We start from the raw sequence: 20574 nt of genomic DNA, 5'->3' as shown, positions 1-20574 counted from the left end.
TAACTCTATTTTTAGAATTTAACGCCTAACTTAAATTATATTTATTATTATATAAAAACAGGAAAGGCCTCATATTTAATAAGGCCTTTTCTATAAAATAAAAATAAAATATGACTTAATTTATTGCTTAATAGCTTCAACTTGAATTTTTAATGTCATATTATCCGCCATCCCTTCTTTGACCAAAAAATCCACCCCCCAATCTGAACGTTTAATGGTTGTTTTAAAATCACCACCACAGACTGGCGCATTAAACACAGGGCTTTCATAACAATTAAACTTGGTTGTTGTTAATTTAACTGGCAATGTTTTTCCTTTCATCGTTAATAGCCCTTCAATGGATGTGGGTTTATTATCAGAGAAATACCATTTTGTTGAAGAAAACTGAATTGTTGGGTATTTATCTGCATCTAAGATATCTGCACTTTTCACATGATTATCAAATGCCGTTAATCCCGTATTTAGTGTTTTAACTGGAATAGAAACGTTTATTTTTCCTATATTCTTTTCTGGTGAGTATGTTAAATCACCTTCAATTTCATAGAAACCACCACTGTTAGTTGAAGTCCCAAAATGATCAATATAAAACATTGCCTTAGTATGCGTTGGTTCAAGCTTATATTCATTAGCTTGTACTGCTGGCACAAGTAATAATGAAGATAATACGGTAGATAAAATAAATTTCATTATAATTTCCTAATCTATTTTTTATAAAATAATGCCCATAAAGAAAATACTTTATAGGCATTTTTAAACACAGATAATATAAAGTACAAAGAGAGTTGAGAATTAATTAACGCTGAGAATCTAATATCTCGTTATTTTTTAATACATCTTGAGCTTTGCTATAGCTTTCAATTAATAATTGATAAGCTGGGAAAATTTGGGTGTATGCTTGCGCCCATTGTGCTGCATCATCACGATTCCATGTCTTCTGAATTTCAGAAGCAACTGCCGCGGTATCCATTGGTACAACCCCTGCTTGAACGATACGAGCTAAGGTAATTTCTTCAGCCATTTTACTGTAAGTACCTGATGCATCAATCACTGCAAAGACTTGATAACCTTCAGCAACGGCACTAATTGCAGAGAATGCCATACAAACACTCGTAATAGTACCAGCAATAATTAATTGCTTTTTGCCTGTTGCTTTAACGGCTTCAACAAACTCTGGATTATCCCAAGCATTAATTTCACCTTTACGTGCAATATATTTTGCATGCGGTGCATTTTGGTGAATTTCAGGAATTAATGGGCCATTAGGGCCTTGTGGTACAGAAGCTGTTGTAATAACAGGTATGTTAGCTAATGTTGCTATTTTTGCTAATACTGAAGCACGCGCTCGTAATTCAGTCATTGGCATATCACCAACAGTTTGGAATAAACCACTTTGGTGATCAATTAATAACATAACAGCATCTTCTGGATTAATTACAGGGCGCTGACCATTAAAATTTGCGGGAGTGCTCATTTATTTATTCCTTTTAATTAATAAATATTGATTATTAACTAAGTTAAGGAGAAATATTAAAAAATGATATCTTTATATCGTTTCCCCTCGTTGTAATAAACAATAGTCAATTAATTAAAATATCGGTAGAGTCAATTATGATAAACACTATTCCAAAAATAGAACACTGAAACATATTATTATTGTTCTATATTCAGAATAATGAAATCTATTTTTAATACTACTTAAATATATTAATCACTTTAAAATACACCTATAGAAATTTTATAGGAACATTATGATGAAAAAGATTATTGGTATTTATAAAGCACCTCGTCAACATTGGGTTGGTGATGGCTTTCATGTTCGTTCACTCTTTAGTTATAGCAACCATGGTAAATATTTAAATCCATTTTTACTATTAGACCGAGCTGGGCCTACTGATTTTCCTGCATCTCAAGGCCATAACCGAGGGGTAGGTGAACATCCTCACCGTGGATTTGAAACAGTGACCATCGTTTACAAAGGTGAGGTTGCACATCATGATTCAACGGGTGAAGGCGGTGTTATTGGTCCCGGAGATGTCCAATGGATGACTGCGGCATCGGGTATTTTGCATCAAGAATACCATTCTGATGCTTTTACCAAAGAAGGTGGTGTATTAGATATGGTGCAATTATGGGTTAATCTCCCATCAGATGCCAAATCAGCACCTGCTGGTTATCAATTACTGAAAGAAAGTGCGATCCCTGTATTGCCTTTATCTGATAATGCAGGGCTGCTTCGCGTTATTGCAGGGGATTATCACGATACGAAAGGCGCAGCAAAAACCTTTTCGCCTGTTGATGTATGGGATATTCAATTAAAGAGTGCAAAATCGACCACATTACTAACGAAAAAAGATCGTTATGTTGGTTTAGTGGTTTTACATGGCAGTGTTTATCTTGATAATCAAACCCAATTACAAACTGGAGATTTGGTTATTTTAGATAATGAAGGAGGCTCTGTTAATCTTGAAGCCATTGAAGATGCCGTTATCTTATATCTCAGTGGTGAGCCTATTAATGAACCTATTGTAGGTTATGGCCCTTTTGTAATGAATAGCGAAGCTCAAATCAGACAAGCCATTGATGATTTTAACCAAGGTAAATTTGGTCGTATATCTAACGAATAACGTTTTTATTTTATACAAAAACAATGAAATCAAACGGCTCCCTATTCTATTCGGAGCCGTTTTTATATCAATCTTACTCTTTCATTGGTGACATATTATCAGCAAGGTATTCCAACAAGACTTGGATTGCAGGTAATAGCCCTTTTCTTGATGGATAAACAGCATGAACCACATCTTTAGGAAAACGCCAAGATGGCAATACCTCAATTAACTTGCCATCCTGTAACTCTTTTTCAACCACACTTAAGGGTAATCTTGTTATTCCCAATCCCTTTAATGTTGCTTTATAAAGAGTCAAAACATCGGTTGTGGCTAATTTAGGCATAACATGTTGTGTAGAAACCGCACCATCTTCATGAGTGAGTGTGAGTGTATAATGCTGGGAATGTTCGCTATTTGCCAAAATGGGATAATCTGTAAGTTGTTCGGGGGAATTGGGGATCTCTCTCCCTTGAAATAACAATGGGCTAGCAACTAACACTCGCCGAGAATAACCTAGAATTTTCATTGTTAAACCTGAATCATCTAGCGGCAATGCTCTGACTCGTAATGCAAGATCAAGGCCTTCACTAATCACATCAACTGGGCGATTAATGGCTAATATCTGAATATTAATATCCGGATATTTTTCCATAAAATCGACCAAAATATCTTGAATATATATTTGTAATAATGCGACAGGACAAGAGAGTTTAATTGTGCCATGAGGATGCCCTTGTGCTGAACAAATAACCTCTTCCGCAATCTCAGCTTCAGCAACCACATTTTTACATTGTTGATAAAAAGTTTGCCCAATTTTGGTGACATGAAATTGTCGCGTAGAACGATATATTAAAGAAACATTGAGCTTTTGTTCTAAATCAGCAATACGGCGACTCAGCTTAGATTTAGGTATTCCTAATGTTTCAGCCGCTTGAGAGAAACCACCAAACTCAACGACTTTCACAAAATAGTAGAGGTCATTTAAATCATACTTCATTGTGTATCACCCATTAGGTTATTTTACATATTAAGCTGAATTGTTTCAGTTATTGATGTTATGGAGAAAATAATTGTAATTACTATTTTCCATTATTCAACTTTTGTTAATAACATTATAATCACATGGGGTAATAAAATAAAGACGACCTAAAATAATATCATAATTCAAAAAAAACCAATTAAATTAATATTACAAATGTGACATTGAATTAATTCACTTACCATAATTTAATTTTATTACCACCTATCACTGAAATTTGTTTTTATTATTAAATTTTGATTGATTTAGTAAAATTTAATATAAAACATAAAGATAGATAATTACTTTGCATATTAATAACATCAAGTTACATAAAAAAACTTATTTTAAAAACAAGTTAATAAATAATTTTATTTTTATGACATTAATCAATGAATATTTAATAATATGTTAATAAGATCATCCTTAATAAAAATACTTATTAGCTTTATTTTTACTTCCGATTATTTATTTAACCTGCAACCTAATGGAATAACCTGATGAACAAATTAACTCCATTACGACCCATACCTACCTTAATCGCTATTTCTATTACCCTTATTATCTGGTTTTTTATTCCCGTTCCAGAAGGCGTTGATCCCAATGCTTGGCATTTATTAGCCCTTTTTGTTGGTACTATCGCTGCTATTATTGGTAAAGCACTTCCTATCGGTGCTGTTTCTATTATTGCTATCGCATTAGTGGCTGTTACAGGTGTCACTAACCCTAATTCAACTAAAGCTGCTATCGGTGATGCATTAAGTGGTTTTTCCAATGATCTTATCTGGTTAATTGGTATTTCCATTATGGTCTCTATGAGCCTAAATAAAACTGGGCTTGGTGCCAGAATTGGTTATTATTTTATTTCGTTATTTGGTAAAAAAACGATTGGAATAGCCTATTCATTAGCCATTGCCGAAACAATATTAGCGCCAGTAACGCCCAGTAATACCGCACGGGGTGGCGGTATTATTCACCCAATTATGCGTTCAATTTCAGACAGTTTTAACTCTAAAGCAGAAGATGGCACAAGTGGAAAAATAGGTCGTTACCTCTCTTTAGTGAACTACAATATAAATCCAATTACTTCTGCCATGTTTATTACGGCAACAGCTCCTAACCCACTTATTGTGAGTTTAATTATCAGTGAAACTGACCCTACACATGAACTTAGTTGGTCTATGTGGGCAATTGCTGCGTTTGTGCCCGCTATCGTTTCATTAATATTAATGCCAATTGTTATCTACCTTCTTTATAAACCTGAAATAACCAGCACCCCGAATGCTCCACATTTTGCTAAAGAGCGTTTAGCACAATTAGGCCCTATTTCGTTACCTGAAAAAATAACCCTTGCAGTCTTCGCCTTATTATTAATTATGTGGGCGGGTGTACCTGCATTGTTATTTGGTGATGGATTTAGTGTTAATGCCACAACAGCCGCATTTATTGGCTTATCGATTTTATTATGTACAGGTGTTTTAAATTGGGATGATATTTTAAAAAACAAAGGTGCATGGGATACCGTTGTTTGGTTCTCTGCCTTAGTAATGATGGCATCCTTCTTAGGAAAATTAGGATTGATTAAATGGTTGTCACTCAGCGTAGGGGCAAGTATTGATAGTATGGGAATAAGTTGGGTCAGTGGCATGATATTACTGGTACTAATTTATGTTTATTCTCACTACTTTTTTGCCAGTACCACCGCGCATATTACCGCAATGTTTGCCGCTTTCTATGCCGCAGGCTTAGCCCTTGGCGCACCACCAATGTTATTAGGGCTTATTTTGGCGTTCTCATCTTCATTAATGATGTCATTAACACATTACGGCACTGGTACTGCGCCAATTATTTTTGGTTCAGGTTACGCCACATTGGGCGAATGGTGGAAAGCTGGCTTTGTGATGAGTGTAGTTAACCTTATTGTTTGGATAACGTTGGGTAGTGTATGGTGGAAAGTATTAGGATATTGGTAAGATTTAAAAAAAATAGCCTTAAATAAAACAAATATAAGATGCCTAGTTTATTGTTAGGCATCTTATAAAGTTAACGCCAGATATCGTTACTTGCGATAATTGACTCTGATTGATAATGACTTTTTTTATTCTCTATTTTATCTTTCTCAACGGTATGTTGAACGCCATCAAAAAAATAATTTAAATCAACATCAAAAAGATAGGATAAAATATAAATACTTTCTGCATGGATGTTTGACTCACCATTTTCAAAACGAGATTGATGTTGCTGGCTTATTCCCAATAAAGCACCAAACTCACTGCCACTCATACTGTGTGTTATTCTTAATTCTCTAATTTTAGCGCCAACTAATCTTGATATTTCTTTATTCATAACATCTCCAAAAAATAAAATTGATAATATCAAAAATACACTCATTAATTATTCATACAAAATATTTACTGTAGCAATTGAGTTTGCACTTCCTGGTGTTATAGTGCTTCCTGTTTTTATATAGCGCGCTTTCCAACCAAAAATATAATCGCCAGATGCAACCTGATTTTGTAAACTATTTTTAGTATTTAATTTAATAGGATTATTATTTTTATCTAATAACTGAATTCCAATTCCTGTTGCTGGATTTGTACCCGATAACTTTAATTTACCTGTATTTACATCAATATATCCAGCACTACTCGTTACAGTAGCTTTAATATTGGTTCCGGCGGCACAACTTAATGTAATAGGAATACTTATCTCTTTACTTACATCACCAATATTTTTAAATTGCGTATCATACCAAATGCCCATATTAACATTATAACTTGATGATTTAGTTGTACACTTTAAAGAGTTTATTCTTATTGCATTTAACGGCAAATATAATGATGATATATTCCAAGTAGTATTTCTAGGTAATGTATTATTTTGTACAACTTTAGCAAGCATTCCCCAATTCACACTTCCTGATTCAGTAACTCTACCTGTTTTTAATATTTTAACAGTCCAGTATGGATTTATTATTGTATAATGATTTCCTGATGGATTTACTATATTACTATGAGTTAAATTTAACAGTCCTAACTCATGTAGTTTAACTTGTATACCAATACCAGGAATATTGGTCTGCACTATTTTATTAGCATTAGGCACCCAACCATTAATATAAGTACCTGAGACTGTTGCATTACCACATTGCCCATCGTTACCAGAAAATGTATTTATAGGTCCATTTTTATAATTTATACGAAATTCATCTAATACACGTGTTCCCATATCATCATATTGAATTGAATAAACTTTATTCGGTATATCCACTCTAATATTTCTTAGATTTGGATTTTGAATACAAGCGGAAAAAGTGTATGTTGAATAAAATAAGACTCCACTTAATAAAAGAATAGTTTTAGTGTTTACATGGCGCATTTTTATCTCCTAATTTATCTATTATTTTAGTTTTCATCTCTTTTTGTTCTTCTTCATCTAAAATAAAAAATTGACTTAAACAAATATCAAAAGCACGAGCATATTGATAAAGTCTATCCAAACTAACTCTATTAATACCTCGTTCATATCTTGATTGCTGTTGTTGACTGATACCAATTATTTCTGCCAGCTCACTTAAAGTGTACCCATTCATAACTCTATAATAAGCTATTTTTTTTCCAATCATTTTTGAGGCAGGATAAATATGACTCATTTTTATTTCCTTCATTATTCGTTAATTATAAAGAAGCGTAAATTCAAGATGACTTTTAAATGAACCCACAGTGATATTACTTCCATAACCTATAATTCTTGCCGATAAAGGAAATTCAGCATTGTGTGTCTGCTGATTAACGTTCACTATTAATTTTTCATTATTTTTTATAATACTTTTATTTAATTGTGTCGCGATATTTAATGCCGTACTTTTTGCTGTGCCACTATTAATAAAATATTCTGGATAATTAGGATCAACAATCCCTTTTAAGGTCATTGTGATTTTATTCGTTGTTATTGGGCAATTTTTAAACTTTATAGAGAAATTAACCCAATCTGATTTTTGATTGTTTTTAATATTTCTAATATTTATTTTGTTAAGATCAATCAAATAATTTTTTGTTTCTAATTCACAAGGTGATGCAATCACAGATCCATAAACATTAATATTAACAACACTTCCTACTGCAAAAGGAGAAAATAAAAACAATAAAGATAAGTGTATGATTTTATACATAATGTTCTGCCTCTACCTATAAACTATGGTTGCTGTAATCTTTGCAGATACCGTGCCTGGCGTGGCATTTCCAAGCTTACTAAATGCCCGTGTTCTTAAAGGAATATTCACTGATGACTGACCATTAACCGCGATATACAGTGATTTTTGATTGCCTAATGGTATTAATCCATTACTATTTTCATTCTGCAATTGCACAGCAATATTCTTTGCAGTTCCTTCATTTTTATATAAATTATCGACATCAGCATTATCTGGTGTACCGGTAAATGTTAGCTTTACTTGATTTATTGTAGGTGAACAATCAATTAATTTAATCGTGAAATTATTCCACACCGAACTCGAATTTGTTGTCTTAAATAAATTTGCAGGCATCTCTTTTAAATCAATATTAATATTACTTCCTCCAGAAATATTACAAGTTGCTGCTCTAATATTTCCAGAAAAATTAACAGTAACCGTATCCCCAGCGAGTAAAGGAAAACTTATTATTACACTGGTTATTAAAATAAAAAATCTTATTAATATAGTCATTTCACTTTCCTACGCGTAGCAAATATCGACAGCTATAAAAGAAATAACTGGGTTTAATATATTAACTTTAATGCTATTTAAATTTACTACTGACAAGTCACAGTGATTTTATAGAGTCCTAAATAATCAAGAACATCTGATAAATCATAATTTACATGACATGTTTCATTGTTGTATTTAATAGTTAAGTTTCCGCGTTGTTCTAACCCAGATAAATAAACCTCTCCATCATTACCAACAATACTATTCAATTGGCTGTTATCTTTAAAAATAACTTGAGCACCAAATGGAACTGGTTTTTTATTTGCAAGATTAACCGTCATCAATACGCGATAACCTACGTTAGCAGAAAAATCAGCTTTGACTAAAGCTCCTCGACTAGGTGAAATCGTTTGGCTAGTCAATTCCATTTCTGTATTTTCAGGCAACATTAATGTATCAATTTCTAAGGTATTCTTGCGATATGGTGTAACGTAAGGCACTAATGCATAACCCATGCTATTAGTTTTGACACCCGCTTGGTTTAGTATCGCAACATCACCTGCATTGGGAATATCAACAATTGCAGACGTTTCACCCAGTTGTTGTCCAAGGACTATTCCTCCAGAGTGAGCAACTACGCTACCATTGACCCCATAATAAAGATTATGGTTATCTTTGCTATAACTATACCCCCCCGTAATATCACCTAGTTGACCTTTATAGGATGCATTGATATTTCCAGAAGATCCTTGATCTTGGTTGGTAAATCCTTGCTGTGCGCTCCAATTTAATTGATTATTGAGCTGAGACGCAGAAATTCCGACACTTCCTGTACTTGCATTGTTACTACTACTATTTGTATTAAAGTTATAATAGAAAGTATCGTCAAATACACTAAAAGGTACACTTACTGAAAAGGCGAATTGATGTTCATCATCACTTTGTGTTTTGTCTCCCGTCACATAAGAGTAACGATTAGTATTTTTATTATAGGTATAGTTCATCCCATAACTGATACCTTGCCAGCTATTGTTATAGCCTAACGTTGCTGATTGCGTTTTTTTATCACTATTCCAGTAATCTTCTTTTATATAGCCTATGGCTAAAGAACCATTTCCTTCACCTAAATTTTGATTAATCGTAATTTCAGCACGATTACGGCGACGTTCAACTTCTGGACTATAATTTGTACGTCGAAAACTATCGAATACTTCAGATAAGCTATAAAAACCGTTTGTAGAATAACGATAACCCGCTAACGCTATATTTGTGCCCACATCGTTCAGATTTTTATTGTATCTAAAACGGTAAGATTGCCCTTGCTGCTTAATACCATTATCAAAAGCTGAACTTGCATGTGTAATATCGACAGATATTGCACCAAAAACACCTAAGTTTTTTCCTGCACCCAAAGAATAAGATTGATAGTCTTGGCTTAATTGACTACCACCATAAGTTGTCACTCCATAAGGTAGGCCATAAATTAATGTAAATTGCCCAAACTTAGTTTTATCCACATTCTTATCATAAGAGCGATATTCACCTCCCGTCACACTATAAGATAAATAGCCTTCACGTTGTAAAACAGGTAAAGAAGCAAATGGCACGATTTGATGCTGTTCACTCCCATTAGATTCTTTTATCGTGACGTATAAATCCCCACTACTCCCTGTGGGATATAAATCATTAATCTCAAAAGGCCCTGCGGCGACTTCTGTCTGATAAATAATATATCCATTTTGCTTAATAGTAATTTGGGCATTACTGCGCGCAATACCTCTAATAACGGGAGCATAACCTCTTAAACTTTCAGGATACATATCATCATCTGTTGATAATTGAACACCTCTAAATGGCACACTATCAAAAATAGCAGATGGAGAAACACCATCACCTAACATTAATTGGCTTTTTATCTTATTTATATTACGCGATAAATAAGTGTAAACAGTATTCCACTTTCCTGATTGATTATCTGAATTTGACCATGTGGTATAATTGCGCAATCGCCACGGTCCAAAGTTCAATCCAGGTCTTAAATTTATATAATGAGACGTTTCACTTGAATTATTATCTTTGCGATCGTAATTTCTCGACCCACTGTAGCTATAATTAAGCAAAAGTGCAGTGATACCATTATCTATCTTATTTAAATCTATATACCCTCGAGGATCCTTAGATAAAGCAATTTGAGGAATACTCAAATATAATCTTTGAGAATCAAATTCTAATTCACTTTTAGCATCAGGTATCGCAGATAAATTCACACAGCTATCAGTCATTGTATACAGTTTTGGATAATCCGTTGTTTTAACACCAAAATCATTAAGATCTTGCATTGATAAACAGGGAATAAGTTGGTTGTTTTTATTTTTTTCAAATCTAATATTTTTAGTTAAAATCAAGTTAGTATTTACATAAATATCAACGTAATAATTCCCCGCTAATTGTTGGTTATTTTCGAAAGGAGATAAATCGATACTTTCTTTATCCGACGATTCAAGGAAATCAGGATCAAAATAAATATTATCTGACTTGTCGTTTTCCGCATATGATAAAGCCGTATAGCCCAAATATAAAATTAGGCTAATACATATTTTGCTAATTTTCATATTAAAACCTAAATTTATAATTTATTATATTTTAACTTCTGATAAGTTAACGCTAGCACCATAATCATTAATAACTTCCCAGTTTATCGTGCCATGTTCATTACCATCATTTATATCAAATGATTTTGTTGAAAAAGGTTCAACATAAGAGACATCATTTACTGATTTCCCATTAAAATTAATCATCTGAAAATTAAAATAATAAGGTGTTGGATTATTCACACTGATTTTATTTCCAACTTTTGACCATATTAATTTTTTCTGCTCTTCCTCAAAATTCACCTTTTTTAAATTTTCAGGTCGGTAAATTAATTTCATTTGAGTCTTAAAAGCAATCTGCAATGAATTTTCTGTTTTTTCTGTAGCAGGTATTGTTTTTATATTTAGCCAAAATAGAGACTCTTTATCACTAGGCAAATTTCCTTCAGTTAAAAAAATCCTCAGCGTATTCGCCTTATCTGGATTTAATCTAAATAAAGGTGGAGTAATGGTAAATTTTGACTGTTTATTTTCATTAACATCATCTATCCAAGACTGGATTAAATAGGGAATTTTATCTGGATTTTCAACATTAATACTAACGTTTTTATTCCCTTCTGTATAAATAACTCTAGTTCCACCAATAATAACGCCAGCAGAAGATTGATTAATAAAAAAAAGAATAGAAATTAAAAAGACAATAATAGACTTCATATTATCACCACTGTATTTTTATAATAAGGTTCAAGTCCTTTTAAACCTTAATTTATATTTAATCTTATTTAGTTATAGTTAATAGTAAATGTTGCATTACCATTTGCTAAACCCGCAGTAACAGAATCTGTTTTAGCAATATAACGAGCTCTAAAATCTAAATTATTTTCAATATTTTCTTTTAATGGATAGGCTTTAGATGCTGTAAATAAAGGTACTACAACATTCGCATCATCCGTAATTTGAATACCCACTCCAGTTGCTACACCCGACTCTTTTTTCAGGGCAATAACACTGTCATCACCTACATATGAATCTGCGTCAAATTTAACAGATGCAGTGGTCACTGTTTTAGGGCAATTAATTAATTTAATTGTGAATTTTGTCGCTGCGGCAGTACTTCCGGTACTTGGTAATGCTTTTTTAGAGACGGTACCTAAATTAACTTTTAAAGCATCAGAACCCGCAGCTAATTCACATGCGTTATCTATAATTTCCCCTGTAAAATCAATAGTACCATCCGCTGCTAATGCATTATTAGTGACAAAGATAGTCGCTGCAGCAATTAATGTTGCAAGTAAGCTTTTTCTCATTTTTTTCTCCGATTAATTTTTATTAATAAAACCAAATTAATTAAAAAACACTTAATTAACTCAGTATGTGAGTATTATCTAATTGTTTTTTATAATAAACAAGTTTTGGTTATAGCGGTATAATATTCATTTTTTTGATTTAAATCAGGATTTAAAACCAAGCAAACCCTTTATTAGTTAATCAATGAAGTTTATTTTTGATTATTTTAAATTTTCATATATTGATACAACATTGTTAAATCAAAATAAAAGTTAAATACTATTTTTTATTAATAAACACATCTTTTATTTCATTTTATAACGCATATGGTGTGAATAAAAAAAAGTATTATTTCCTCTTAATAATAAAAGCTACTTTTTATTCTATTTGATTAAAATAACTCTTTAATGTGTTATTTTTGAACAAATTCCGACTTAACCTATCAGTTACAAATTGAATGAAAAAAGAATAAAAAATATTATTTATAAAATGTATGGCTTTATTGTCATAGACAAAAAAAGAGCAAGGTTTCCCTTGCTCTGATTTAATATCGGAGTGCTTTTTAGATAGTTACATAATCTCAATTACAACGATTAATTTGAAAACCACTTCTTATTAATCTTAATCAGCGACATTCTTATCTGGCATATAGGAACCAATATTATAAGCTTCTAATTTTGGTGCTTTATCAGAATTTAAGTCAAAATTTAATATTGTTATTGTTCCTGGTGTTGCAGGTAATAAAAACTCTGGAGATAGATTTAAAAAGACTTTGCAAGCTGCGCGGATCACACCACTATGCACAACAGCTAATAAATCACTATCTTCTTTACGTACCCATCCTTGTAATGCCGCACCAATACGATCGCAAAAATCAAACCAATTTTCGCCTTTAGGTGGCGTATATGTACCTGCTCGCCAATTTTTATATTTGTCTGCATGGTGTCTTATAAGTTCTGGTTTTCTTTGTCCTGTCCATTCCCCCATATTTAGCTCACGCAATAACGGTTCTTTAACTGCTTCTGGATGACCGACAATCTCTGCGGTTTGTACTGTTCTGCCTAAATCTGACGTAATAATCCGAGTTGGCGATAACAATTTAATGCTCTCTTTTATCGCCATTGCTTGATTAATACCTTTTGGTGATAAACATGAATTAGCATGTCCTTGTAAGCGCGATTCCATATTCCATAAGGTTTCACCGTGTCTTAATAAAATTAGTCTCATTATTATTCCTTAATTTAATGGTTTAAAGACCATATCCAAGAATTTGGAACCAAGTAAATATCGCAATAGAAATTACCGATGCCCCAACAAAACAAGTAATTAATCCATATTTCATTTGCTCTAACACACTAAAGTAGCCGCTTGAGAAATAGATAGTATTTACTTTCGAATGTGGTGGTAAGGTAATGGTATAAGTCAGTGTAAATGACGCAGCTAATGCCAATGTAACCGGATCCATGCCCAATGTTTTAGCAAGTGCAATAATGGCTGGAATTAAGATGGTTGTTTTTACTGTTTTACTGGTAAAAATTAAATGGCTATACATGCAGATAAAGACAACCACAATATAAACCATTGTAGTGCTCATATTTTCTAGCCCAAGCCCATAAACCATTTTACCAATTAGCCATTGTGCGCCTTCTGTAGATTCTAAGGTGTTACCAGCCGCATAAGCACCTGCTGCAAATATCATTAGATCCCATTTGATATTGGCTTCATTCCACGTTAATAAGCCAATACGAGGCATCAGGCAAAGAATGGCAGCAATAACAGCGGTCATATAAACGCTAATCTTGAAGCCAAACATATCTTGGTGATAGCTTTCGGTTGCCCATAAGAACACTGCCATTAAAAAGATATACATGGCTTTTTTCTCATTCTTAGTAAGCGCACCAAGCTGAGAGCGTTCTTGTTTTAATTTTCCCAGTGAACCTTCGAAATCCACCTCTCCTTTGAAGGAAAATAATTTTAATCCAATAAAAAAGGAGATAGTCATACCAACAATTGCCAATGGGAAAGAGGCAATTAGCCAATCCATATAACCAATAGAACCACCTGCTTGTGAATTAATAAATCCAACCGCAATAATATTGGCAGCAGTTCCTGTCATAACACCGGATGTTGCTAAAGCGTCAGCCTGTACCCCTTGCAACATCATTAATTTCCCGTAATTGCTTTTTCCAGGGATCGCCTTATGTATCTCTAATAAGATCATACAAATCGGCACCATTAATGTCGCACGTGCTGTTGTTGAAGGTACAAAGAAAACTAAACAGAAGTTAATTAATATCAGGACAAATAATGCTTTTTTGGGTGTCTGACCAAAGTTTGTGATCATCCATAAAGCAAAGCGTCTGGCGATATTCGATTTGATCATCGCTGAAGTTAAAACAAAAGCTGAAACCATCAACCATATAACGTCATAACCTAACGTCCCAAAAACAACTTTCTCTTTTGCTACAGTGCCTGTTATTGGTAATAACACAATGACTAGCATCGAGGTTAAATAAATAGGCAAAGAACCACAAACCCATAAAATTAACGCTGCGCAAAAAATAGCAATCGCTTTTTGCCCTTCAATACTTAATCCATCTGGCGTTGGCATAAAAAATAGAACTAGCAATACTAATAGAGCTAAAGGTATTCCTATTGTTTTTAACGTTATTTTATTACCGTTTTGTTTTGGTGATGATGGCGCTGGTTTAGCGATATCATCTCGCTTCGCAGTCTTTTCCATAACCGATTCCTCTTAATATGTAGGGTAGGAAAATTCAGTATAGAAATATTGAGGTATAAAGATAATTGTATTAATATATTATTACTATAAAAATAATTTATGGTTTTGATATGAATTTAAGCCAATTAGATGCCTTTCTATTACTTGCTAACGGTTTTAATGTGACAGAAACCGCAGAGCGCCTATTTTGCACTCAGCCTAGTGTCAGTATAAAAATTCGAAAATTGGAAGAGGAGTTACAAACAACATTGTTCGAAAGGATCAACAATCGGCTTTATTTAACGCCTCAAGGTAAGGTATATCAACAATACGCAACCCAGATTATTAATTTAGTAAAATCCTCTTCTGAGCATATGCGACAATTTGATGATCCCTCTAAAGGTGAAATTAAGTTTGGCGCTAGCCATTTTGTTGGTGTTTACCTATTACCACAAATTATGGCGCAATTTAGAGAACAGTATCCTGACGTAAAACTCAGCATGGATATTTCCAGTTCGACACAACTTATCCATAAACTTGATACCCAAGAATTAGAGTTTTTAATCATGTCAGATCATATCTATTTAGATCCGACTGAATATCATCTTGATACTTTCCTTATCGATCCCCTCGTGCTTATCTGTTCTCCAACACATTGGTTAGCCAAAAAGAAACGTTGCAGATTTTCTGATATTGAATCTGAAGTTTTTCTGATCAAGCCAGAGCACTCTGCCACTCGTGATTTTTTATTAGACAGGATCAAAGAAAATAATAAAGAGATCAAAAATATAATGGAAATAAATAGCTTAGAGGGGATCAAGCAAGGTGTTATTCATGGATTAGGAATTTCTGTTTTATCTCGCTTATCTATTTTACAAGAGTTAAAATCAGGCCTTTTATGTGAGATTTCTTTTGATGATATTCAATTTAGCCGAGGCATTCGTTACTTTCATCATAAAGAAAAGTATATCTCTCCTGCTACTAAGAATTTTTTATCCGTTTTACAATCTCAAGCTCAGATTTTAACTAAAGATATCAATAAGTAAATTGATTATCCAATCTCTTATTTACCTTTTTTTAGGGATATTCGCGTATCAATATCTCTGTTAAATCGTTATGATACATCCTCAATTTTCTACCTTTTCTCTAATACCGTTTAAAAGGATTTTATGCGTAAAACACTCTCATCCTATCACCCTATTCTTTATACTTTGAGAGTGGCGCAACGTCGTTTATTTCGTTCGCTAAGCTGGCGATTTTCAGGCCGGAAATACAGTAGAGACATTCAACCAAAACAACGACTTTTATACCGTTATCTGAAACATACATCTAAATTAATTAGTCGCCGTGGCGAAAGTGATATTCAATTACAATACAATAAAATAACAAATCTTAAATTAGTTGAAACAGCACTTGATGGCGTTATTATCCATCCTGGTGAGTATTTCTCTTTTTGCTATCTAGTTGGAAAACCTAGTTATAAACGAGGTTTTATTGACGGCATGCAACTTTCTTACGGTGAGGCTAGAAAAGGTGTCGGCGGTGGAATTTGTCAGGCAAGTAATTTAATTCATTGGCTAGCACTACATTCTGAATTAAAAGTGATTGAAAAAGCTAATCATAGTTTTGATCCTTTTCCTGATGAGGGAAGAGTTCTTCCTTTTGGATCTGGTGCTGCTATTTTCTATAATTATGTGGATTTAGTTTTATATAATCCAACACCTTATGATTATCAAATTAAATTACATGTAGCAGAGCATCAATTAGAAGGAGAATTGCTCTGTAGCGAAGCGAGGGAGTATCGCTATCATATCTACGAAAAATCCTCTGCGTTTATCAAAAAAGGAGAGCATGTGTATCGCTGCAATGAAATTTGGCGAGATATTTATACTAAAAATAATGTAGGTGCTTTCCCTAAATTACTGAAATCTGAATTACTTTATAAAAATAGTGTTGTCGTAAAATATGATATTTCAGATGAACAATTGGATTAATCACAGTAATTATTTTTAATATTCTAAATTAAACTTCCTATTATCAATAAAAGATTACATTATTCTTAAAATTAAGACTTTATTAAAATATAGCCTACTTTTTATTTGGAAGTCATTGAATTATCAAATAGAAACTATATCTATTTATTAGAGTCAAAGAATGGTAATTATGCTTCTATTTAATAGGTAATATAATGATGATAAAACTTGATTATCCACAAGAATTAGAAGTTGGTGATATTGTATTTACATGTATTGGTACCTCTTTATTTCGTCAAATTTCCTCCGCTTCTTTATGCTGGAGTAATCATGTTGGCATTATTGTTGGCCATAATGGTGAAGATTATTTAGTGGCAGAAAGCCGTGTTCCACTATCAACAACAACGACATTAACTCGCTTTATTAATCGTTCATCAGGTAAACGCTATGCAATACGCCGTTTATCAACACAATTATCAGATGAACAAAAAAACGCACTTATCGCACAAGTCCCTGAAAGATTAAATAAGCTTTATCACACAGGATTTAAATACGATTCTTCCCGGCAATTTTGCTCTAAATTTGTTTTCGATATTTATAAATCAGCACTTTCTATTCGTGTAGGTGAAATCGAAACCTTCCAAGAGTTATTAAGTAAAAATCCCAATGCTAAATTACAATTCTGGAAATTATGGTTTATTGGGCAAATTCCTTGGGAAAGAACGACCGTCACTCCAGCGAGTTTATGGCAACATCCTCATTTATCTTTAATTTATCGTAGCCATGAAAGTATTAATTAACACATCACATTAATATGCTACGAAATAAAAAGAATAACATAGCCTTCCATTCTTTTTTTATAAAAATCAGGACAAAAAAACTCTCCCTTTCTTTGTAATAGGGAGAGTTTTGGTGTAAAACTAAAAAACAATATTTTGTAAATATGACTTAATTATTATTCATCTATTATTCGTCATTTAGGGATCACCATGAAATACCAAGATGTTACGAAATCACCCTGTGAGAATGCTTATTTTTTAGTTTTTAACCTCACCCACTCACCTGAAAATCGCGAAATTCTGATCGATTTTTGTAATAATTTTTCTGGCCTAATACGTAGTATGAGGACACGTTTTCCTGAATTGGAAACAAGCTGTGTAATGGGATTCGGTGCAAATGCATGGACAACATTATTCCCCAATCAAGCAAAACCCAAAGAACTAAATACCTTTAAAGAAATCAAAGGTGATACTTATACTGCGGTTTCTACTTCTGGCGATCTCTTTTTCCATATTCGTGCTCTCAAAGTTTCAGCTTGTTACGAATTAGCTTCTATCATCAGCCAAAAGCTAAAGAATATTGTTACACCTGTCGATGAAGTACATGGATTTAGATATTTTGATGGGCGCTCTATTATTGGTTTTGTTGATGGAACTGAAAATCCTGAATATGAAGATGAGCGTGTTTCTTATGCCGTTATTGGTGATGAAGATCCTGAATTTACAGGAGGTAGTTACGCCTTTGTACAAAAATATATTCATGATATGGAAGCATGGGAAAAACAGCCTCTTATCGAACAAGAAAAAGTCATTGGTAGACATAAGTTCAACGATGTTGAATTAACCGATGAAGAGAAAGAGCCCGGTTCTCATAATGTTGTCACTAATATTCAAGATGAAAACGGTGATGATTTGAAAATTGTCAGAGCCAATATGCCTTTTTCCAATCCATCAAAGAATGAATATGGTACTTATTTTATTGGTTATGCACGTTATTTTTCAACAACCCATCGTATGTTAGAAAATATGTTTGCAGGCACACCTGAAGGTCATACTGATAAATTACTTAAATTCAGTACCCCTGTAACAGGCACATTATTCTTTGTTCCATCACCCGAGTTTATGGATGATCTAGCGTAATTTTCATTGTAAGTAGATATATAGGGCGGTATTTATATATCTACTTTTTATTCTCAGATAGCAGTTCTATTTCTTGGTTTATCTTGTTCAATAACAATTCAAAATTAGAGTAAATCTGCCCATAATCATCGATATATTTCCATCCATACCAATAATTTACTCCTATTTTATAAGAGGTATCAAATACGTTATTTAATAGTTTAGCAATTTCTTCATTAAGTCCTGGTTCTTTATAAGAATGAACTTTCACACCAATATAAATATTCGAACTATCTTTTTCGATAGCAACAGAAAATTTATTTTTATTATAATCGATTAAAACACCAACATACTTTTCATTTATCTCACAGTTGTCATCTGAAAATTCTAACTGAGGATAATCATTTTTTATTTTATTTCCCCATAAAGTAAAAACTCTTTCTATTTCTCTAATTAAGAGAGTATTTAAGTTTTTTCTTAATGATTCTGTATCATTAATGATCTTTTTTATCTCATCAATTCCGTCATCAATGTAATTCTCAGATACATTTATTGCATTAAGAATATAGTCATTTATTTCATCATTCATTTTGTTTTTTTCTTTTTCATATTTATTTAGAAATTTAATTTCTAAGCTATCTTTATATTGATACACAAAAGAATCAAAAACTTTATTATTTTTATCAGTTTTATTTATCTGAGGGTAAACATCTTTTTCTAACCACATTAATATTTCACATTCAAATGAAGAAAGTTTAAAATAAACCTTATTACTCTCTTTATACTTACCAAGACTCTCAGGCAGGTAATCTTCTTTCTTATATCCCGTTAAATACAAAACAAAAATATTCTCTTCTTGATACCCATCAGAGATAAATTTTTCAATATATCTTTCTAATTGTCGTTCTTGATCTGGCGCATTACAAACTTTACTTTCTATTATGATTGCATAAAATCCATCTTCAATACTAATATCAACTCGATTCTTTTCTGTTTTGATTTTTAGTTCTTTATAATTAAAGATAATTTCTTTCTTTAAAACCCGTTTTAAAAAAGAAGGGATAAATTTATACTCATTACCTTTTTTATTATTTAATATTTTCTTTAAAATAATACTATGCTTATTTTCATTAATATTAAGAACATCGACTAAATTAGTAGAGCATAAAAGATTATCTTCTAATTCATCATGTTTTAAAACCGTATTTCTTGCTAAATTTATGATGGTTAAGTATTTGTTTTTTACTGATCCATCACAAAAATCTCCCTGTTTATCAAAAACAGTCATATACCCTCTTAAGAAAAAAACCATCATAACGATGGTTTTTTATCTGAATCAATTATAAACCAAATACATTGACATAAAATTCTTTGCCATCATCCGTGCTTTCGATGGTATAAGTAATTGGAATAGAGTTCTTACCGCCTTTACCTTCAAAAGAAAGTTCAGCAGCACACGAATAAGTATCTCTTTTTTCGTCATGTTCACGTGTACGTACACTTTCCACTTTGATCTTAATTTGATCGATCACGGCTGCCATTTTTTGGTCACGTAATTCGTCTTTTGTAATATCAACCACTAAGTTCTTTGCTTCAGTACTATCACAATTAGGTGTTCCATCACCACATCCAACCAAAGGTAATGTTAATGCGCCTAATAATGCTAATTTTAGAATTCGAGTTTTCATGCTGATTATTTCTTCCTTGCTGACAAGATAAAATATTTTTCAATATTTTACCTAATAATTATCTTGCAACAATATCGAGTTATAATAGTTAGAATAAGATCACG

21 protein-coding genes are annotated in these 20574 nt (G+C 32.6%); 6 read left to right on the top strand and 15 right to left on the bottom strand.

Features of this window, described 5'->3' with window-relative positions; translation table 11 throughout:
* Positions 1 to 120: 120 nt before the first annotated feature.
* Together GWI68_RS06725 and GWI68_RS06720 are read right to left on the bottom strand one after the other, a co-directional pair.
* Positions 121 to 687 carry a YceI family protein gene (locus tag GWI68_RS06725; RefSeq protein ID WP_166539774.1) on the bottom strand — a complete coding sequence of 189 codons (567 nt, stop codon included), beginning with the start codon at positions 685 to 687 and terminating at the stop codon, positions 121 to 123.
* Between the two features lie 106 nt (positions 688 to 793).
* Positions 794 to 1471, bottom strand: coding sequence for a hydrolase (locus GWI68_RS06720; RefSeq protein ID WP_166539773.1), 678 nt, complete (start codon positions 1469 to 1471; stop codon positions 794 to 796).
* Between the two features lie 280 nt (positions 1472 to 1751).
* Between GWI68_RS06720 and GWI68_RS06715 the strand changes: the two genes are divergently transcribed.
* Positions 1752 to 2624 (top strand): pirin family protein, encoded by an 873-nt coding sequence (locus GWI68_RS06715; protein ID WP_166539772.1) that lies wholly within the window; start codon positions 1752 to 1754, stop codon positions 2622 to 2624.
* A 73-nt stretch (positions 2625 to 2697) separates the two neighbouring features.
* Here the strand turns inward: GWI68_RS06715 and GWI68_RS06710 are convergent, their stop codons facing one another.
* A complete protein-coding gene (locus GWI68_RS06710; protein WP_166539771.1) occupies positions 2698 to 3603 on the bottom strand; it encodes a LysR substrate-binding domain-containing protein in 906 nt (301 codons plus the stop codon).
* Between the two features lie 521 nt (positions 3604 to 4124).
* Between GWI68_RS06710 and GWI68_RS06705 the strand changes: the two genes are divergently transcribed.
* Positions 4125 to 5597: an anion permease gene (locus GWI68_RS06705; RefSeq protein WP_166539770.1), complete on the top strand. Its 1473-nt coding sequence runs from the start codon at positions 4125 to 4127 to the stop codon at positions 5595 to 5597.
* A gap of 70 nt (positions 5598 to 5667) precedes the next feature.
* On the opposite strand, the gene GWI68_RS06700 is transcribed toward GWI68_RS06705, so the two are convergent.
* From GWI68_RS06700 to GWI68_RS06655, 10 genes are all read right to left on the bottom strand, one after another.
* Positions 5668 to 5970 carry a helix-turn-helix transcriptional regulator gene (locus tag GWI68_RS06700; RefSeq protein WP_109409774.1) on the bottom strand — a complete coding sequence of 101 codons (303 nt, stop codon included), beginning with the start codon at positions 5968 to 5970 and terminating at the stop codon, positions 5668 to 5670.
* Between the two features lie 48 nt (positions 5971 to 6018).
* Positions 6019 to 7002, bottom strand: a complete 984-nt coding sequence (locus GWI68_RS06695) for a fimbrial protein (protein WP_166539769.1) — start codon at positions 7000 to 7002, stop codon at positions 6019 to 6021.
* Positions 6983 to 7276 (bottom strand): helix-turn-helix transcriptional regulator, encoded by a 294-nt coding sequence (locus tag GWI68_RS06690; protein WP_109395422.1) that lies wholly within the window; start codon positions 7274 to 7276, stop codon positions 6983 to 6985. Before GWI68_RS06690 ends, GWI68_RS06695 begins: the two co-directional genes overlap by 20 nt.
* Before the next feature lie 21 nt (positions 7277 to 7297).
* A complete protein-coding gene (locus GWI68_RS06685; protein WP_166539768.1) occupies positions 7298 to 7795 on the bottom strand; it encodes a fimbrial protein in 498 nt (165 codons plus the stop codon).
* 12 nt (positions 7796 to 7807) lie between these two features.
* Positions 7808 to 8329, bottom strand: a complete 522-nt coding sequence (locus GWI68_RS06680; RefSeq protein ID WP_166539767.1) for a fimbrial protein — start codon at positions 8327 to 8329, stop codon at positions 7808 to 7810.
* A gap of 86 nt (positions 8330 to 8415) precedes the next feature.
* Positions 8416 to 10923, bottom strand: coding sequence for a fimbria/pilus outer membrane usher protein (locus GWI68_RS06675; protein ID WP_166539766.1), 2508 nt, complete (start codon positions 10921 to 10923; stop codon positions 8416 to 8418).
* 24 nt (positions 10924 to 10947) lie between these two features.
* Entirely contained in the window at positions 10948 to 11616 is a 669-nt protein-coding gene (locus GWI68_RS06670) for a molecular chaperone (RefSeq protein WP_166539765.1), read from the bottom strand.
* A gap of 68 nt (positions 11617 to 11684) precedes the next feature.
* Complete coding sequence (locus tag GWI68_RS06665; RefSeq protein WP_166539764.1) at positions 11685 to 12209, bottom strand: fimbrial protein; 525 nt, start codon at positions 12207 to 12209, stop codon at positions 11685 to 11687.
* Positions 12210 to 12810: 601 nt separating this feature from the next.
* Complete coding sequence (locus tag GWI68_RS06660; RefSeq protein WP_109409767.1) at positions 12811 to 13416, bottom strand: histidine phosphatase family protein; 606 nt, start codon at positions 13414 to 13416, stop codon at positions 12811 to 12813.
* 22 nt (positions 13417 to 13438) lie between these two features.
* Positions 13439 to 14932 (bottom strand): DASS family sodium-coupled anion symporter, encoded by a 1494-nt coding sequence (locus tag GWI68_RS06655; protein WP_166539763.1) that lies wholly within the window; start codon positions 14930 to 14932, stop codon positions 13439 to 13441.
* 110 nt (positions 14933 to 15042) lie between these two features.
* Between GWI68_RS06655 and GWI68_RS06650 the strand changes: the two genes are divergently transcribed.
* The 4 genes from GWI68_RS06650 to GWI68_RS06635 all read left to right on the top strand — a co-directional run bounded on the left by GWI68_RS06650 (position 15043) and on the right by GWI68_RS06635 (position 18803).
* Entirely contained in the window at positions 15043 to 15957 is a 915-nt protein-coding gene (locus tag GWI68_RS06650; RefSeq protein WP_166539762.1) for a LysR family transcriptional regulator, read from the top strand.
* 123 nt (positions 15958 to 16080) lie between these two features.
* Positions 16081 to 16905 carry a VanW family protein gene (locus GWI68_RS06645; RefSeq protein ID WP_166539761.1) on the top strand — a complete coding sequence of 275 codons (825 nt, stop codon included), beginning with the start codon at positions 16081 to 16083 and terminating at the stop codon, positions 16903 to 16905.
* 197 nt (positions 16906 to 17102) lie between these two features.
* Positions 17103 to 17684, top strand: a complete 582-nt coding sequence (locus tag GWI68_RS06640; protein WP_109409803.1) for a YebB family permuted papain-like enzyme — start codon at positions 17103 to 17105, stop codon at positions 17682 to 17684.
* Between the two features lie 189 nt (positions 17685 to 17873).
* Entirely contained in the window at positions 17874 to 18803 is a 930-nt protein-coding gene (locus GWI68_RS06635; RefSeq protein WP_166539760.1) for a Dyp-type peroxidase, read from the top strand.
* A 40-nt stretch (positions 18804 to 18843) separates the two neighbouring features.
* Here GWI68_RS06635 and GWI68_RS06630 read toward each other — a convergent pair whose 3' ends face one another.
* Positions 18844 to 20070 carry a PD-(D/E)XK nuclease family protein gene (locus tag GWI68_RS06630; RefSeq protein WP_166539759.1) on the bottom strand — a complete coding sequence of 409 codons (1227 nt, stop codon included), beginning with the start codon at positions 20068 to 20070 and terminating at the stop codon, positions 18844 to 18846.
* Between the two features lie 52 nt (positions 20071 to 20122).
* Entirely contained in the window at positions 20123 to 20470 is a 348-nt protein-coding gene (locus tag GWI68_RS06625) for a hypothetical protein (RefSeq protein ID WP_072070169.1), read from the bottom strand.
* Between the last annotated feature and the right edge of the window lie 104 nt (positions 20471 to 20574).

Origin of the sequence: Proteus sp. G2669, from assembly GCF_009915245.1 — a bacterium.
Classification (GTDB): Bacteria; Pseudomonadota; Gammaproteobacteria; order Enterobacterales; family Enterobacteriaceae; genus Proteus.
The sequence above is the reverse complement of the archived record's forward strand: the minus strand, read 5'-3'. Positions and strand labels throughout refer to the sequence as shown.

Bases quoted from the DNA above. Each gene is read 5' to 3' on its own strand.
- GWI68_RS06675 (WP_166539766.1), bottom strand. From the start codon at position 10,923: ATGAAAATTAGCAAAATATGTATTAGCCTAATTTTATATTTGGGCTAT.
- GWI68_RS06635 (WP_166539760.1), top strand. From the start codon at position 17,874: ATGAAATACCAAGATGTTACGAAATCACCCTGTGAGAATGCTTATTTT.
- GWI68_RS06715 (WP_166539772.1), top strand. From the start codon at position 1,752: ATGAAAAAGATTATTGGTATTTATAAAGCACCTCGTCAACATTGGGTT.
- GWI68_RS06710 (WP_166539771.1), bottom strand. From the start codon at position 3,603: ATGAAGTATGATTTAAATGACCTCTACTATTTTGTGAAAGTCGTTGAG.
- GWI68_RS06695 (WP_166539769.1), bottom strand. From the start codon at position 7,002: ATGCGCCATGTAAACACTAAAACTATTCTTTTATTAAGTGGAGTCTTA.
- GWI68_RS06625 (WP_072070169.1), bottom strand. From the start codon at position 20,470: ATGAAAACTCGAATTCTAAAATTAGCATTATTAGGCGCATTAACATTA.
- GWI68_RS06645 (WP_166539761.1), top strand. From the start codon at position 16,081: ATGCGTAAAACACTCTCATCCTATCACCCTATTCTTTATACTTTGAGA.
- GWI68_RS06630 (WP_166539759.1), bottom strand. From the start codon at position 20,070: ATGACTGTTTTTGATAAACAGGGAGATTTTTGTGATGGATCAGTAAAA.
- GWI68_RS06700 (WP_109409774.1), bottom strand. From the start codon at position 5,970: ATGAATAAAGAAATATCAAGATTAGTTGGCGCTAAAATTAGAGAATTA.
- GWI68_RS06685 (WP_166539768.1), bottom strand. From the start codon at position 7,795: ATGTATAAAATCATACACTTATCTTTATTGTTTTTATTTTCTCCTTTT.
- GWI68_RS06655 (WP_166539763.1), bottom strand. From the start codon at position 14,932: ATGGAAAAGACTGCGAAGCGAGATGATATCGCTAAACCAGCGCCATCA.
- GWI68_RS06690 (WP_109395422.1), bottom strand. From the start codon at position 7,276: ATGAGTCATATTTATCCTGCCTCAAAAATGATTGGAAAAAAAATAGCT.
- GWI68_RS06680 (WP_166539767.1), bottom strand. From the start codon at position 8,329: ATGACTATATTAATAAGATTTTTTATTTTAATAACCAGTGTAATAATA.
- GWI68_RS06650 (WP_166539762.1), top strand. From the start codon at position 15,043: ATGAATTTAAGCCAATTAGATGCCTTTCTATTACTTGCTAACGGTTTT.
- GWI68_RS06670 (WP_166539765.1), bottom strand. From the start codon at position 11,616: ATGAAGTCTATTATTGTCTTTTTAATTTCTATTCTTTTTTTTATTAAT.
- GWI68_RS06660 (WP_109409767.1), bottom strand. From the start codon at position 13,416: ATGAGACTAATTTTATTAAGACACGGTGAAACCTTATGGAATATGGAA.
- GWI68_RS06720 (WP_166539773.1), bottom strand. From the start codon at position 1,471: ATGAGCACTCCCGCAAATTTTAATGGTCAGCGCCCTGTAATTAATCCA.
- GWI68_RS06705 (WP_166539770.1), top strand. From the start codon at position 4,125: ATGAACAAATTAACTCCATTACGACCCATACCTACCTTAATCGCTATT.
- GWI68_RS06725 (WP_166539774.1), bottom strand. From the start codon at position 687: ATGAAATTTATTTTATCTACCGTATTATCTTCATTATTACTTGTGCCA.
- GWI68_RS06665 (WP_166539764.1), bottom strand. From the start codon at position 12,209: ATGAGAAAAAGCTTACTTGCAACATTAATTGCTGCAGCGACTATCTTT.
- GWI68_RS06640 (WP_109409803.1), top strand. From the start codon at position 17,103: ATGATAAAACTTGATTATCCACAAGAATTAGAAGTTGGTGATATTGTA.